Source organism: Micromonospora sp. WMMD723, assembly GCF_049863385.1.
GTDB classification, from domain to species: Bacteria; Actinomycetota; Actinomycetes; order Mycobacteriales; family Micromonosporaceae; genus Micromonospora; species Micromonospora wenchangensis.
In genome coordinates this window covers 4,861,935-4,876,517 of record NZ_JBMKNR010000001.1, presented here as the reverse complement: position 1 = coordinate 4,876,517, position 14,583 = coordinate 4,861,935, and the positions used below count along the sequence as shown (strand labels likewise).

Sequence of the window (14,583 nt, the reverse complement as noted above, 5' to 3'; positions counted from 1 at the left end):
GCCGTGCCGGCGCGGGACAATCGACGACGTGCGATGCGGGTCCGGGGACGGTCTCCCCCGGGCCGGGCCGTCCGGCCGGGGCAGGTTCCCCGCCGGCTACTCGGCGATGCGGGACCGGTACGCCCAGCGGAAGACGAGCGGCTCGGTGTCGCTGTCGTCGGGGCGTTCGAAGTGCTCGTAGCCACCGTTGTGCGGGATCTTCACCTTCGGCGCGTCCGGTGGGACCCACTGGCTGCGCAGCTCGGGCGGCAGGCTCGCCGGACCGCCTTCGAGTGCGATCTGGATGGTGGCGTGGGGGGCTGTGGTGTCGTCCGGCTGGGCGGGGACGGTCATGCGGATAGCTTCCCCGGGCCGGACGAATGAGACATGCGTCAGCTGACGCAGAAAACCGCCGCACGGTCGGCGAGTCATCCGTCATCGGGCGCCGGCGTTGCGCAGCACCTCCCGGGCGATCTGGTTGCGGCTCTGCAGCCCGAGCTTGTGCAGGGCGCGGGAGATGTGCGTCTGGACCGTGCGGCGGGTCAGGAGCATCGTGGCGGCGATCTCCGGCGTGGAGCGGCCCTCGGCGACGAGCACGGCGACGCGCCGTTCGGTGGCGGTGAGTGCCGCCCAGCCCGACACCGGCCGGGACGCGCGGGGGCCGCTGACTCCTCGACGTACTCCCCTGCCCCGTAGCCGCGCCTCGGTGCGACGGACGTCCCAGGTCGCGCCCATGCGGCTGTACAGGCCGATCGCCTCGGTGGCGGCCGCCCGGCACTCGTCGGTCGCGCCGTGGCCGGCCAGCACCACCGCGAGGTCCTCGAGGGTCGCCGCCAACTCGGTCCTGGGGCCGGCCGACCGGTAGTGCTGCACGGCTGTGCGCAGCGGCCCGGGGTCCTCGGTGGCCAGGCCCATGCAGCGTTGCCGCATGGTCGCGGCCCGCCCCGGTGTCTTCTCGGCCTCGGTCCACAGGCGCGTCAGGTCGAGGGTGGCCGTCACGGTCGAGGTGTCCGTGCAGGCCGACGCCATCCGGATGAGGTCCGCGAACCACGGATGGTGGGGGCCCGTTCCGGTGTCGGGGCGGTGCTGCAGCATGGTGGCGAGCAGCGCGGCACCCCGTTCCGGTTCGCCCTGCTGTTCGGCGTGTACGGCCCGGGCGGCGAGGAGGAACCCCTCGCTGTCCTCGTCGGTGCTGCGGTCGGCGGGCACGTCCGGGTGGGAGTGCAGGTGGGTTTCGGCGAGCGCGCGGTCGTCGCGCCGGACGGCGATCAACGCGGTGACGCCCCGCCGTAGCAGTGCGGGTCCGCCCCGGTGCAGGCCCGGATAGAACGGGCCGCAGGGGTCGTCCGCGACCGGGGTCAGCGCCGTCAGTGCCTCGTCCCAGCGGCCGACCCAGTAGTGCAGCATCGCCTCGGTGACGCCGATGGACCCGGCCGCGACGTCGTGGGCCCGGCGGCGGATTTCCCGGGACAGTCGCAGCACCCTGTCGGCTTCGCGCCACCGGGCCATGTTCTGCAGGCTCACGACGCGGCAGTGCAGGGCGAACATCTCCAGTTCCGGGTGGCCGGGGTGACCGACGAGGGCGGTGAGCGCCTGTTCGGCGTACCGGAGTGCCGCCGGGTGGTCACGCCGGTCGGAACGGGTGAGGGAGAGCACGACGCTGGCGCCGGCGATCGCGCAGTCGTCGCCGCAGCGGCGGCCGGCGTCGAGGGCCTCGCCGGCGAGGGTCTCGGCTTCCCCCGGCCCGCCGGTGCCGGCCCGGCTGATCAGGGCCAGGGTGCCCAGGAGGCGTCCGCGCCACGGTTCGGGTATCGCCGTCCGTCGGGTGAGCGCCTGTCGCAGGATCAGTTCGGCCTCGTCGGTCTTCCCGCTGTTGTTGAGCGCGCGGATCAGCAGCCAGTGCAGCTCGCCGTGCGCGTCCAGTCCGGTGGACGACGCGAGGGCCTCGCGGGCCCGGTCGGCGGCCTCCTCCCACCGGCCGAGCAGCTGCAGCGCTCGGGCCAGTGCGACGCTCAGCGCGGCCCGGTGCGGGTCGTCTGCGGGGAGTTGTCCGAGCTGGGTGCGCAGCAGCCGGACCGTGAGTGCCGGGTCGGCGTCCGCCAAAGCGGGAGCGGAGCTCTGGAGCCAGTCGGGCACCCACCGGTTCTCGACGCCGCCCGCCGCTTCCAGTTGGCGCGCCACGGTGAGCGGTTCGGCGGCTGCGGCGGCCAACTCCCGGGCCAGGTCGAGGTGCAGCGCCCGGCGTAGCGGCAGCGCGACGGCGTCGTGCAGGGCTTGGCGGATCAACGGGTGGCAGAACGTCATTCGCTGTCCGGAGCCGGCGAGGATGCGGGCGGCGACGGCTCTCTGCACCACGTCGGCGAGGGCCCGCACCGGGCGGCCCAGCACGACGCTGAGATCGGTGACGGTGAACTCGGTGCCGAGCAGCGCGGCGGTCCGCAACACGTCCCCCGCGTCCGGCACCAGACCGAGTCGGCTGGTCAAAGCGGCGGTGAGGGCCGGGGGTATCCGGTCGTCGTCGTCACGCAGGTCCGCGTGCCCCGCCACGACCTGCACCAGGTCCTCCCGGGCCAGGGCGGCGGCCAGCTCGTGCAGATAGCGCGGGTTGCCGACCGCCGCGCCCGACCACCGGCTGAGGGTCGGGCCGGGTGGCGCTCCGAGCAGCCCGGTCAGGAGCTGGGAGACCTCCGTGTCGTCCAGCGGCGTGAGGCTCAGCAGGTGTTCGTGGCCCCGGCCGCCGCCGGCCGGCGTGTGGGTCGGACGGGACGGGTCCTGCCGGTGGGCGGCGACCAGCAGCAGGGGCAGGTGTTCGGCGTTGGCCGCCAGGCGTCGCCAGACCACGGTCGACGGCTCGTCCATCCAGTGTGCGTCGTCGACGATCAGGACGGTGGGGCCCGCCGCGCACAGATCGTCGACGAGGGAGACCAGCATGTCGGCCACGGCGGCCAGGGTCGACCCGGTGACGGGGAAGGTCGGCGCCCGGCCGAGCAGGGTCTGGGTGATCTCCGCCCGGGACGGATCGTCCGGCCGTTGGCGGACGCCGAGACAGGCGAGCAGGACGCTCAGTGGCGACTGGTGGGAGAGTTGGTCGGCGACGGCGTGGAACACCTGGTAGCCACGATCGGCCGCAGCCTGGGCGATGACGGTGAGCAGCGAGGTCTTGCCGATGCCCGGCTCACCGACCAGCCGGAGCACCGAGCCGCTCCCCCGTGCCAGCCGGGTCAACGCTGTCTGTGTGAGGCTCAGCTCACGCTCTCGCCCGACCCGTACCTCGGACCCGGACTCCGGGCCTATTCTCAGCATTCCCATCGAAGGTGAATTGCCGCCGAAGGTCTCTCCGGCGACGGACATCCTTTTCCCGGCCGAGCCCGAACCCATCACGTCGTATCGGCCGGAAATCAGCTCTGTGGTAGCCGCTGGACCGCGCCACAATGCACCGGCAGGCGAGCTGGACCGCCCTCCGCCAGATCAAATAAATGCCTGATATTGCGACTGCAAAACCGTATGATGAGCCATCCTCATGGGAAATGGTGGAAAAATCAAGGGAGGTTCGCCGGCTTCGCCGCAGGCCACTGCACAGGGGCACCACCAGGAAGAGCACCGGATCGCACAATACGTTTCGGTCAGGTTAATTTATGTTGGTCGGTGGGCACCTCGACGGCGGACAGACACGGCCGCGCCGCCGGGGCAGGCCGCCACCGCGCCCGAAGGACGCGAGGCCGACAGGGTGAATTCACATCGTCATCGCGAGGGAATTGCCGAATTCCTGCCCGCCTTCGCATCGAGTCCGGCGAGGTCGCCGAGTCAGCACGCCGATCACCACCTCGAAAGAGACGTGATCTCCCAAGGTCGAGTTCGATGCTACAACGCCGCCCGCCGAATCCGATAGCCCTGAGTGAATCATCACGTACCTTCGGTAACGGAGCTGGTGGTCGATGTGCCGCCCTCACCGCGCGGCGGGGAACGTGGCCGGACGCTTCACCTCGACTGCCGTCCAGGTGGTCGCCATGGTGCTGGCTGTCGTGATCGCCGTGCCCGCCCTACCGCTCGCCGTACGCGTCGGTGACGATCTCACGCCGATGCCGGGAACGACGCCCGTCGCGCCGGAGCACCGGGTGGAATGCAGCGGGGTGACAACCGCTGTCCGGGCGGCTGACGGGAGCGGTTACGTCGGACCGTCATGCCATGATGCCGCTCACCTCAACGGCAAGGAACACGGCGGGATGGTCACGGTGACGGTTCGGGACGACACAGCGACGGGCGGGGCTGCCGGCCAGTGGCCCCCGGTCAGCCCGCCTGGGCCCACCGTGCGGCGGTCCACCCCATGACCGGCTGGGCGCGACTGCACGTCAGCTACTGCCAGTACGAGGTGGTCACCGCGCCCGGCGGGGCCGGCATGCCCATCTACACCGTCGGCGACGACCTCCTGCACGTGGGCGGGCCGAATCACGTCACCGGTTTCTGCGGTATCCACACGGGTGAGATCGAGGCACGCCTGCGGGTGCTGGCCGGCCCGCCGACGGAGGTCGACGCGGGTTGGGACGCGATCAGTGAGGCGGCCCTCTGGAGTCCCAGTGGCCGGTTGTCGGTGGTCGGCCTGATGAGCGGTCCCGCGGAGAACCTCGACGACGTCGCCGTGCCGCGCGGGCTGATCCGCGTACGGGTGCACGCCCGCCGCCGCCTGCACGAGGGGGTACGCACCGACGACGACCCGCCCGAGCAACACGAGCTGCACGTGTGGGCGGTGAGCGAGCAGACGCCGTACCGCACGGTACTGGCCGACCCGACGGCACGCCGTTGGGAGCAGAAGCCGGCGAGGGCGGCCGAGTGGGCGATGCTGTCCCTGGTGCCGCGCCCGTCCACGCGGCCGGCGGGGATGCCGCCACGTCCACCCGACCCGGACGAGGACGACACCGGACTCGCCCGGGTGACGGTGGTCCGTCACCGGCCCGCACCGGTGACCCTGCCGGTGGGCGTGCTGCCCGTCGGTGACCTGGAGGTGCGCCTGGACCGGGTCGACGCGGAAACCCTCCGCTGGTCGTGGGCGACCGCCGAGTCACCGATCTTCCCCGACCCGCTGACCACCCTGCCGGACGACGAGCCCAGCACGGTACGGCTGACCACCGGGCCCGACGGCGTCACGCTGCGCCATGAGGGGGTACGGGGGCGGCACGCCGTCGCCCTCGGCCTGATCTGGGACCACCTGCTCGACGGCACCGCGACCCTCCCGTGGACGGAGACCCTGCGCGGACAGGCCGCCGAGGCGACCGCGCAGGCCGAGAAGCTCCGGCGGCTCCGGGCCGAGCGGGAGGCCGAACGCTGGGGAGGCACTCCCCCGTCGGATCGTGTCCGCAGGCTCCTCGGACACGCGCAGTCCCTGGCCCGGATCGACCGCCGGTTGCTCGACCGGATCGAGGCGCTGCCCGCCGATCGCCAGCGGGAGGTCGCCTGCTGGGCGGCCCGCCGCGCGATGCGGGTGGCCGGGCTGGAGCAGATCGGCTGGATCGCCGATGCTCTCGCTGCCGCCGAGGCCGGTCGTCCGCTGCCCCGCGCCTTCACCGAGCAGCACGGTGCCGCCGCGTCCCGCCGCCTGTTGTCGGACCCCGAGGTGCCCCGTACCGTCATTCCCCTTGCGCCGAACCCGGCGGCGTACGGCACACTGCGCGTCACCGGGATGCTCCAACAGGCTGTCGCATTCCCCGCCCTGGTCGCGTTGGCCGAGCACGATCCGCTGGCCGCCGCGATCGACGCCGTCCGCGACGCGGCGCTCGCCCACGGCGGCGACCTCGACCGCTTCCTCACCGAGGCCCACGCCGCGCTGTCCTGAAGCGGAGCGACGTGACGAACGATCGGGAATCCACCGCGCCCACCAGGTTGGGCGGATGCTGACGGCGGGAATCGATCTTGCAGCGGAGGACACCGACACCGCCGTGGCCCGGGCGCCGCACCCGGAGTCGACCCGGGCCGAACGGGTCGTTGCGAGCGACCTGCGCGGCCGAGGCGCAGCCCGGCCCTGTTCCGTCACTGGCGGGCGAGCACCTGCGGCGTCGGCGCCGCTGCGCCACTCCCCCTAAAGCATCCTAGGATATTGCGTTACGGCAGCGCTTCCGACCTCGGCCGGGTTGAGGGTTCCGCCCCTACCGGTGGGCTGCATGCGAGCGGTGACCGCTGGGCGATGACGGCAGCGGGGTGCTCTCGGTGCGGCCGTCGCGGGGCGAGGAGTTGCGTCGTGGATGACCAGGTGGGGTGAGGGCCGGCCCGGTCAGGTCCGATACCGGGCGCACATGGTGTTGACCGCTTCCCGCACCGCATGCTCGATCGCGGTCCGCTGCGGCGCCCAGTCGGTGAGCAGGAGCGTGGGCCAGAAGACGAAGTTGGAGATCATCCCCAGGAACTGGGTCGCGGCGAGATCAGGGTCGTCGACCTTCGCGGAGCCGGCGCTGTCGGCGGCGGCGAGGTAGCGGCTGACCGACTCGAAGTAGGGCATCTTTCCGCGACTGAACTGCGCCTCGCCGAGTTCGGGGAAGCGCGGCAGCTCCGCGATGACGATGCGGAACAGCGCGGTCATCCCCGGGCGGGTGAGCAGTTCGACGTACCGGCGACCGATCGTGGTCAGGCCGACCGTCAGGTCCTCGGCCGACGGCTCCGGTGCGTCGGCGTCCTCGACCTGCCAGGACTCGGCCACGATCGCATCGAAAAGCGTCGCTTTCGTGGGGAACTGCTTGAAGAGCGTGGCCTTGGAGACCCCGGCCACCTCCGCGATCTTGGCGAGGGAGGTTCCGTCATAGCCGGAGGCCAGAAACAGGCAGGTGGCGGCCGTGAGGATGGCCGCACGCTTCTCCTCGGCGACGCGCCTGTGGTACGCCGACGGCTCGGTGCTCATGGAGCCCATTATGCCCGACGGCGAGGTGAGTCACTTGACTCACCTGTTCGGCGGGCCGTAGTGTCGGGTGGCGAGGTGAGCCGGTCAGCTCACCAACATCACCCCTCGAAGGACACGCCATGTCACGTTTCACCAACCAGACCGCACTGATCACCGGCGGCACCGGAGGGCTCGGCGAGAGCCACGTCCGGACCTACCACGCCGAGGGCGCGAACGTCGTCATCGGCAGCACGGCGGAAAGCCTGGGCAGGGCCACGAGACTCGCTGCGGAACTGGGCGAACGGGCCCTCGCGGTCCACCTGGACGTCGCCCGTGAAGACGACTGGACAACCGCCGTCGCCGCAGCCGAGCACACCTTCGGCACGCTGACGATCCTGGTGAACAACGCGGGCATCCAGAACGCCGCCACCACGATCGAGTCCACCGACCGCGCCCGCTGGGACCGCACCTTCGCGATCAACGTGACCGGGCAGTACCTCGGCATCAAGGCCGTCACCCCGGCGATGCGACGAGCCGGCGGCGGCGTGATCGTGAACATCGGCTCGACGATGGCGTACGGCGGCACCGCCCGCTACGCCTCCTACGTCGCGAGCAAGTGGGCGGTCCGGGGCCTGACCATGAGCGCCGCACTCGAACTGGGTCGGGACAACATCCGGGTGAACGTCATCCACCCCGGAGTCGTCTCGACCAACCTCATCCACGAACCAGCCGCGCCCGGCGAACGGCCGATCTCCGACTTCTACGACCCGGGGCCCTTCGCGATCCCCCGCCTCGGCGACCCCGCCGACGTCAGCGCAGCGCTGCTCTACCTCACCGGACGCGTCGTTCGCGACCGGGACCGAACTGGTACTCGACGGCGGCCTGCTGCTGGGTCCCGCCCTCCCGATCGACGTGGCCTGACCACGAACATCACCCAGTGGCCGCGGAGCGCCTGGTTCATCTCCTGGTGAGCGGCGTGGCCTGCCGGCCCGCGACAGGTACGCTGATCGTTCGTCATCGGACGGGGAGGCCGGCATGGGCTACGGCGACAAGCTCTTCTGGCTCTCGGTGGTGATTCAACGCAAGTACGCGCAGATCTGCGCCGAGTTCGACCTGACCCCCTCGCAGGCCACGCTGCTCTGCGCAGTCAGGAACGAGCCGCGCCAGATGGCCGACCTCGCCGCGTCGTTGGGGATGACCAAGAACGCGTTGAGTCAGCTGGTCGATCGCACCGCGCGGCGCGAGCTGGTCGGCCGGGCAGGCTCGGCGCAGGACCGACGGGTCGTCATGCTCAGTGCGACGCCCACGGGGAAGGTGCTCGCCGAGGCCTTCTACGCCGAGGTCACCAAGCGCCTGCCCGAGATCGCGAAGAACCTCGACGCCGCCGACCAGCACGACTTCGAGCGGGTGGCCACCGCCATCGTGGACACCTCGGACCTCTCGTCGCCCACCCCGCCCGCCACACCGTGAGGTCCCGCCACACCCACCCCTTGACGACGTTCATGCCGTGAACTAGTTTCGTTCACGACATGAACTAGTGAGGGGCGGCAGCGATGAGCACACCGACGACCGGCACCATCGCCATTTTCGGCGCGACGGGACAACAGGGCGGGGCGGTGGTCGACGCGCTGCTGGACCACCGGGCGCGGGTGCGGGCGCTGGTCCGCAACCCGGAGTCCGACCGGGCCCGGGCGCTGGCCGCCCGCGGTGTCGAACTGGCGGCCGTCCGGGCCGACGACCCGGCGTCGCTGGTCGCCGCGCTGGCGAGGGTCGAGGGGTTCTCCTTCATGACCCCGGAGTCGAACAGCCTCGAAGAGGTCGAGGCGGAGGTCCGCATCGGTGAGGTGCTCGTTGACGCGGCGGTCGAGGCGGGCGTCCCGCACGTCGTGTTCAACTCGGTCTTCGGAGCGGACCGGGAGTCGGGCGTGCCGCACCACGACTCGAAGCACCGGATCGAGGAGCACCTGAGGACGTCCGGACTGCGGGCCTCGATGGTTCGCCCGACGGCCTTCATGGAGAACTTCGCGAGCGTGATGGCACCGACCCTGGAACATGGGGAGATCGTGCTGAGACTGCCACTGCCGGCGGACGTCGCCCTGAAGATGATCGCTATCAGGGACATCGGCCGGGTCGCCGCCGCGCTCCTGCTCGACAGGGCGCAGGCGTCCGGCGGCACCGTCGAGCTCGTCGGCGACGAGCTGACGGGCCCCCAGATCGCCGCGGCGTTCGGCGCGTCTGCCGGGCTCCCGGCACGGTACGAGGCCCTCCCGTTGAGGGTGCTCCCCAACGAACTCGACCGGGCGATGTTCCGCCAGTTCGCGGAGGCGGCGGAACACCCCTCGGATCTCGCGGTGGTGCGCGCGATCGAGCCGGCCACCCTGGACCTGGTCGGGTGGATCCGGGCCACCGGCTGGACCGTACCCACGAACGTGGCGGGTTCCTGAGTCTCCGGCCGCGACGAGCGTCCCGCGATCGCGCCCACGGTCCCGGCGCTGGGGGCACGGCAGCACGGGTCGGGCTCCTGCTGCCGTCTCTGGTGGCCGCGCAGTGCCTTCGGTAGCGTCGGGTGCACCCGTTCGCCGTTCTCGATTGGGGATGCCGCTTCGATGTCAGCCGTTGAGAAGATCACTGGTGAGCTGCGGGCCCTGATGGCCGGCGTCGAGCGGGCTCAGGGACTGACCGCCGCCGCCGACCGGCAGGCGCAGGAGGTGGCGCTGCGTGCCGCAGGTGCCGGCTTCCTCGCCGTCGCCGCAGGAGTGGCCCGGGTACGAAGCGCCCTCACCGATGTCCAGGGCGGTCTGGGGAGGATCGGGGATTCGATCGGTGAGGCGACGAAGGCCGTCGCCGCCGTACCCGAGCAGGCCACCCCGCAGGAGACGATCGCCGCGCTGACGCCCGTGCAGAGCGCCGTCGGCACCGCCCGCGACGCAGCCGGCGGTGCCCTCACCCGGACCGGTGAGACCCAGCAGCTCGTCACCATAGTCCTGCAGGGCGGCCAACCCGGACCGCTGCTGCAGGCCCTGGACGGCATCAGGCAGGTCCTGATGCAGGTCGTCGCCCGCACCAGCGGCGCACGGCAGGCCGTCGAGGAGGCGATCGCCGAGGCGCAACGGGTGGGATCAGCGGGTAACTGATCGCCCCGGCACCGGCCGGCATGGTCGAACCACTACGGCGTGGTCGACCTCTTCGGGCTGCTGAAGGCACCCGCGCGGGCGGCGGTGGCCGCGCTGCGGGCGACGCGGTCGGGAAGGTCCGCGTCCGTCGTCGCCCGCAGGAGCAGAAGCTCGTGGTACAGCGGGGCGGTGGTGGCGATGAGCAGCTGGCGTGCATCGGTGTCCGGCGGAATCTCACCCCGTTCGACGGCGCGGCGGGTGATGTCGGCGCAGCGGTCGTACCGGCCGGCCCAGAAGGCGCTCAGGGCCCGGGCGGCCCGCTCGGACCGGAACGACGCGGCGATCAACGCGACGGTCACCGGGTCGGTGGTCAGTGCGGTGTGGACCTCGTGGTTGACCGCGACCAGGTCACCGTCGAGTGATCCCGTGTCGGGCGGACGCCAGGCGTCGGCACCCGCCTCGTCCAGGACGTCGGCCAGCAGGCCACCGACGTCCCGCCAGCGCCGGTAGACCGTCGTGCGGTGGACACCGGAGCGTTCGGCGACCACCTCGATGCTCAGGGAGTCGTAGCCGTGCTGCACCAACTGGGCGAGCGCGGCGTCGAGGACGCGGCGACGGACCGCCGCGCTGCGCCCGCCGGGTCGACGCGTGGGGGCGGTCACCGTCTCGTCGGGATGATCGCTTGTCGGTGGGGGCGACGCCATGCCACGATGCTATCGCTACGTCCGTAGCCTTAACGAGCGAGGTTCCCCGTGACGCCTGACCCGACGGCCCTGCACCCCGTGGCGGCACATCCCCGTGTGGTGTTCCCCAAGCCGCTGGTCACCTCCCCCGGGATCGCCGTCGGGGACTACACCCACTACGACGATCCCGACGATCCGACCGGCTTCGAGCAGCGCAACGTGCTCTACCACCACGGGCCGGAACAGCTGGTCATCGGCAGGTTCTGCGCGATCGCGGCGGGGACCCGGTTCCTGATGGCCGGCGGCGACCACCCGGTCGTCGGCGGGAATCCGGCACGACCGATCCGGCGACGCTTCAGCGACGACGACGTCCACCGGCTGCGGCCCGCCGACCTGATCACCCGGCACTGCCGCACCCTGATGACCGGCACGCCCGCCGAGATCGAACGCACCGCCATCGGGTACGGACTGGAGCGGACCCCGTGACCTCCGTCGTCATCGAGGAACATCCCGTGACCGACGCCGGCAGCGGCCTGTACGGCGTCACCACCGGACCCGACGGCGCCCTGTGGTTCACCCTCGCCCACAGCGGCCGGATCGGACGGATGGTCCCGGGCGAGCCGGCAACCACCTACCTCGTCGATCCCGCCGGGCAGCCCACGATCATCGTCACCGGGCCCGACGGCGCGCTGTGGTTCACCGAGTCGCGGGCCCACCGGATCAGCCGGATCACCACCGACGGCGAGACCACCAGGTTCCCCACGCCCAGCCGTGACGGCGGACCGTACGGGATCGCCCCCGGGCCCGACGGTGCCCTGTGGTTCACCGAGATGAACGCCGACCGCATCGGCCGGATCACCACCGACGGCGCGGCCAGCGAGTTCCCGCTCCCGGTCACCGGCGCCTACCCGTCGGCCATCACGGCCGGCGCCGACGGCGGCATGTGGTTCACGATGAACCGGGCGAACGCGATCGGCCGGATCGACACGGCCGGCACCGTCACCGTGCATCCACTGCCCACCGACGCCGCCGCCCCGGTGGGGATCACCGCCGGCCCGGACGGAGCCGTCTGGTTCGTCGAGATCGCTGCCGGCCAGATCGGCCGGATCACCCCCGACGGCACGATCGTCGAGTTCCCGCTACCGGACCGCACCGCCCGCCCCCACGCCATCACCACCGGCGGCAGCGGCGACCTGTGGTTCACCGAGTGGGCGGGCAACCGGGTCGGCTCCATCACCACCGGCGGGACGATCGAAGTCCACGATCTGCCCACCCCGCGCTCCGAACCGCACGGCATCGCCCTCGGGCCCGACGGGGCCCTGTGGACGGCCCTGGAGAACGGCACCCTGGCCCGGATCGGCCCCGCAGGTCGTTCCCGCGCGGGGTGACGTCATCGACGGTTACTGCTCATCGACCCGGTGGCTGGTCGCGCACATGCAGGCTGAAACCGCTGCGGCCAGCCGCCTCCAGGCCCTCCTTCAACCGCAGTGACGGGACCTCGTAGTCACCGGAGTTCTGCCGCCGGAACGCGATGGGTGCGGTGGTCTCCAGCGTCAGCAGTCGTTCCCTCCACCGTGTCGCGGCGTCCGCGAACGTGTCGTCGGACATCCTGTCGGCGCGGTACAGCACGAACGGCGGCAGCACCTCCAGGCCGGGGTAGTAGAGGATCCCGTGGTGGATCGGGAACAACAGGTCCTCGATCGGGCCGTTGATCCCGCGATCGGTGTAGTGCGACTCCGGGCCGCCGATGGTCACCGAGAGGATTGCCCGCCGGCCGGCCAGCGTCCCCTCACCGTAACGTTCGCCGTAGCGGGTCTCGTCGTGCACGCCCACGCCGTAGGCGAAGTGGAAGGAGAACACCCGGTCCACCCAGCCCTTGAGGATGGCCGGCATCGTGTACCACCACAGCGGGAACTGGAAGATCACCGTGTCGGCCCAGAGCAGTTTCTCCTGCTCGGCCAGCACGTCGGGGGTGAGCGCGCCGGCGTCGTACGCCCCACCCGAACTCGGCACCACCCGCAGCGGGCTGGTGGCGTACCCGCCGAAGTCGGCCGCGTCCACGACGGCCTTCCAGTTCATCGCGTACAGGTCACTCACCCGCACCTCGTGACCGGCGGCCGCGAGGGTGGACACCGCGACATCCTTCAGCGCACCGTTCAGCGAACGCGGCTCCGGATGGGCGTACACGACGAGGGTCTTCACAGCTGGTCCTTTCGACGACCGGGTGTCGCCACCCATGCTCGACGGCCGGACCCGCGCCGTTCAGGCACGCGTGTTCCGTCGGACCGGACTTCCTGGTACTGGCAGGACCACCCGCACGCCCGTCGCCGCAGCGATACTGGAGGTCATGGACGATCTCGCGGGCTTCCTGCGTACCCGGCGCTCCCGGGTCGACCCGTCGGTCGCCGGCATCCCGGCCGACGGCCGACGCCGCGTCGAGGGGTTGCGTCGCGAAGAGGTCGCCCACCTGTCCGGGGTGAGCGTCGACTACTACGTACGCCTGGAGCAGGGCCGCGCCACCCAACCGTCGGAACAGGTCCTCGACGCGCTCGCCCGGGTCCTCGGACTCGACGGGACCGAACGCGACCACCTGCACCGGCTGGCCCGGCAACGCCGCCGCCGCGACAGGTCACCCGGCGGTCGCCCCCGGGCGGAGCTGCTGCGGGTACTCGACCTGATCATCGACGCGCCGGCCCTGATCATGGATCACCGGATGGACGTGGTGGCCGGTAACCGCCTCGCCGGACTTCTCTACGGCCGCACCCCGACGGGCCTGAACACCGCCCGGCACATCTTCCTCGAGGAAGCCGAGCGCGGCCTCTACGCGGACTGGGAGACGTGCACCCTCGACGTGGTCGGGCACCTTCGGCTGGCCGCCGGCAAGCACCCCGACGATCCGCGCCTGGCCTCGCTCATCGGCGAACTGTCCATGGGCAGCGAACGCTTCCGCCGGCTCTGGGCCCGTGCGGACGTGCGCGCCCGCAGCCATGGACGCAAGGCCTTCCGGCACCCGCTGGTCGGACTGCTGGAGCTGCACCAGGAGAACTTCGCCCTGCCGGACGGATCGGGCACGGAACTGATAGTCCTGTCGGCGCCGCCGGAAAGCCCTGCCGAGGACGGGCTGCGCCTGCTGGCCGCACTCAACGACGGCGGAGACCCCCGGGGGAAGGGACTGCGGGTCACCAACCCGACGTGAACCGCGCGCCCCTCTGCCGCCGCGGACCGCTCGTCGGGCAGATGTCGCCCGAGCCTCGACAACCAGAGTCGCACCCGTTGCACTGCGGGCTCAGCCCAGACGGTGTCGGCGGTACCGCGGGGAGGGATCGCCCTCCTGAATGCCGTTCTCGTCCAGCGCGGTGTAGACCGTCAACCAGCCGCTCCCGAATCGCAGGCCCAACGCCACGGCACCGTCCGCCAGGTCACCCCCGGCCCACCGGCCCGGCTCGCACTCGGGTATCCGGCTCTGCCGCATGTCGCACGCCGCCGAAGGTCCCCGCCTTCTCCGCTGCACCCAGCGGCCGACGTCGTCTGCGCTTGAAGACCAGGACCGCGGTGCATCCCCGACAGGGGCGTCAGTCGTCGGCGACGTGCCCGGTGCCGGGGTCGACCATGCCCAGGAAGCCACGGATGTTCCTGACGTGTTCGTCGGGCGACAGGTCAGCCGTCGGGCTCACACCGAAGCCGTAGCCGGGATCCGGCCCGCTGAGCCAGGTGTAGTCGGTGCCGCCGAACCCGTTGGCGCGGAGGGCGAAGGTCTCCCCGTCGACCTCGACCGTGCGGGACGTGCCGTCGGCGGAACCTTCGGTTCCGGGGTGCAGACCGGGCACGGCCGCAGGGTCCGCCGCTCGACCGCCGTCATCGTCAGGGTAGATCGCCTTCACACCGTCATCATGGCGGGTCCACTGCCCCGACGTACGCATTCACGCCGCAAAGCCGCGCCCCGACC

Annotated in this window: 14 protein-coding genes; 8 read left to right on the top strand and 6 right to left on the bottom strand. The window is 71.6% G+C overall.

Annotated features, from left to right (window positions below):
• Window positions 1-96: 96 nt before the first annotated feature.
• Together ACN261_RS21320 and ACN261_RS21315 are read right to left on the bottom strand one after the other, a co-directional pair.
• On the bottom strand, window positions 97-333 hold the full coding sequence (locus ACN261_RS21320; protein WP_421481425.1) for a DUF5988 family protein: 237 nt from the start codon (window positions 331-333) through the stop codon (window positions 97-99).
• Window positions 334-414: 81 nt separating this feature from the next.
• Window positions 415-3,282: a helix-turn-helix transcriptional regulator gene (locus ACN261_RS21315; protein WP_425851770.1), complete on the bottom strand. Its 2,868-nt coding sequence runs from the start codon at window positions 3,280-3,282 to the stop codon at window positions 415-417.
• Window positions 3,283-4,303: 1,021 nt separating this feature from the next.
• Between ACN261_RS21315 and ACN261_RS21310 the strand changes: the two genes are divergently transcribed.
• Complete coding sequence (locus ACN261_RS21310; RefSeq protein ID WP_425851769.1) at window positions 4,304-5,806, top strand: hypothetical protein; 1,503 nt, start codon at window positions 4,304-4,306, stop codon at window positions 5,804-5,806.
• A gap of 435 nt (window positions 5,807-6,241) precedes the next feature.
• Here the strand turns inward: ACN261_RS21310 and ACN261_RS21305 are convergent, their stop codons facing one another.
• The gene (locus tag ACN261_RS21305; RefSeq protein WP_425851767.1) at window positions 6,242-6,862 is read right to left on the bottom strand and encodes a TetR/AcrR family transcriptional regulator; all 621 of its coding nucleotides are present in this window, start codon (window positions 6,860-6,862) and stop codon (window positions 6,242-6,244) included.
• Between the two features lie 119 nt (window positions 6,863-6,981).
• Here ACN261_RS21305 and ACN261_RS21300 point away from each other — a divergent pair, with 119 nt between their 5' ends.
• From ACN261_RS21300 to ACN261_RS21285, 4 genes are all read left to right on the top strand, one after another.
• The gene (locus ACN261_RS21300; RefSeq protein ID WP_425851765.1) at window positions 6,982-7,812 is read left to right on the top strand and encodes an SDR family NAD(P)-dependent oxidoreductase; all 831 of its coding nucleotides are present in this window, start codon (window positions 6,982-6,984) and stop codon (window positions 7,810-7,812) included.
• Window positions 7,813-7,876: 64 nt separating this feature from the next.
• A complete protein-coding gene (locus ACN261_RS21295; RefSeq protein ID WP_421481420.1) occupies window positions 7,877-8,311 on the top strand; it encodes a MarR family winged helix-turn-helix transcriptional regulator in 435 nt (144 codons plus the stop codon).
• A gap of 83 nt (window positions 8,312-8,394) precedes the next feature.
• The gene (locus ACN261_RS21290) at window positions 8,395-9,285 is read left to right on the top strand and encodes an NmrA/HSCARG family protein (protein ID WP_425851762.1); all 891 of its coding nucleotides are present in this window, start codon (window positions 8,395-8,397) and stop codon (window positions 9,283-9,285) included.
• A 162-nt stretch (window positions 9,286-9,447) separates the two neighbouring features.
• Complete coding sequence (locus ACN261_RS21285; RefSeq protein ID WP_425851761.1) at window positions 9,448-9,975, top strand: DUF6244 family protein; 528 nt, start codon at window positions 9,448-9,450, stop codon at window positions 9,973-9,975.
• 32 nt (window positions 9,976-10,007) lie between these two features.
• Here the strand turns inward: ACN261_RS21285 and ACN261_RS21280 are convergent, their stop codons facing one another.
• Window positions 10,008-10,658: a TetR/AcrR family transcriptional regulator gene (locus tag ACN261_RS21280; protein ID WP_425851759.1), complete on the bottom strand. Its 651-nt coding sequence runs from the start codon at window positions 10,656-10,658 to the stop codon at window positions 10,008-10,010.
• A 99-nt stretch (window positions 10,659-10,757) separates the two neighbouring features.
• Between ACN261_RS21280 and ACN261_RS21275 the strand changes: the two genes are divergently transcribed.
• Together ACN261_RS21275 and ACN261_RS21270 are read left to right on the top strand one after the other, a co-directional pair.
• Window positions 10,758-11,123: a hypothetical protein gene (locus tag ACN261_RS21275; RefSeq protein WP_425851757.1), complete on the top strand. Its 366-nt coding sequence runs from the start codon at window positions 10,758-10,760 to the stop codon at window positions 11,121-11,123.
• Entirely contained in the window at window positions 11,120-12,025 is a 906-nt protein-coding gene (locus tag ACN261_RS21270; protein WP_425851755.1) for a virginiamycin B lyase family protein, read from the top strand. Before ACN261_RS21275 ends, ACN261_RS21270 begins: the two co-directional genes overlap by 4 nt.
• Before the next feature lie 19 nt (window positions 12,026-12,044).
• Here the strand turns inward: ACN261_RS21270 and ACN261_RS21265 are convergent, their stop codons facing one another.
• Window positions 12,045-12,839: an NAD(P)H-dependent oxidoreductase gene (locus tag ACN261_RS21265; protein ID WP_425851754.1), complete on the bottom strand. Its 795-nt coding sequence runs from the start codon at window positions 12,837-12,839 to the stop codon at window positions 12,045-12,047.
• A gap of 145 nt (window positions 12,840-12,984) precedes the next feature.
• Here ACN261_RS21265 and ACN261_RS21260 point away from each other — a divergent pair, with 145 nt between their 5' ends.
• Window positions 12,985-13,833: a helix-turn-helix transcriptional regulator gene (locus ACN261_RS21260; RefSeq protein WP_425851752.1), complete on the top strand. Its 849-nt coding sequence runs from the start codon at window positions 12,985-12,987 to the stop codon at window positions 13,831-13,833.
• Between the two features lie 376 nt (window positions 13,834-14,209).
• Here ACN261_RS21260 and ACN261_RS21255 read toward each other — a convergent pair whose 3' ends face one another.
• Entirely contained in the window at window positions 14,210-14,464 is a 255-nt protein-coding gene (locus tag ACN261_RS21255) for a hypothetical protein (protein WP_421481412.1), read from the bottom strand.
• Window positions 14,465-14,583 lie beyond the last annotated feature (119 nt).

Bases quoted from the DNA above. Each gene is read 5' to 3' on its own strand.
- ACN261_RS21305 (WP_425851767.1), bottom strand. From the start codon at position 6,862: ATGAGCACCGAGCCGTCGGCGTACCACAGGCGCGTCGCCGAGGAGAAG.
- ACN261_RS21310 (WP_425851769.1), top strand. From the start codon at position 4,304: ATGACCGGCTGGGCGCGACTGCACGTCAGCTACTGCCAGTACGAGGTG.
- ACN261_RS21320 (WP_421481425.1), bottom strand. From the start codon at position 333: ATGACCGTCCCCGCCCAGCCGGACGACACCACAGCCCCCCACGCCACC.
- ACN261_RS21295 (WP_421481420.1), top strand. From the start codon at position 7,877: ATGGGCTACGGCGACAAGCTCTTCTGGCTCTCGGTGGTGATTCAACGC.
- ACN261_RS21280 (WP_425851759.1), bottom strand. From the start codon at position 10,658: ATGGCGTCGCCCCCACCGACAAGCGATCATCCCGACGAGACGGTGACC.
- ACN261_RS21285 (WP_425851761.1), top strand. From the start codon at position 9,448: ATGTCAGCCGTTGAGAAGATCACTGGTGAGCTGCGGGCCCTGATGGCC.
- ACN261_RS21260 (WP_425851752.1), top strand. From the start codon at position 12,985: ATGGACGATCTCGCGGGCTTCCTGCGTACCCGGCGCTCCCGGGTCGAC.
- ACN261_RS21290 (WP_425851762.1), top strand. From the start codon at position 8,395: ATGAGCACACCGACGACCGGCACCATCGCCATTTTCGGCGCGACGGGA.
- ACN261_RS21315 (WP_425851770.1), bottom strand. From the start codon at position 3,282: ATGCTGAGAATAGGCCCGGAGTCCGGGTCCGAGGTACGGGTCGGGCGA.
- ACN261_RS21300 (WP_425851765.1), top strand. From the start codon at position 6,982: ATGTCACGTTTCACCAACCAGACCGCACTGATCACCGGCGGCACCGGA.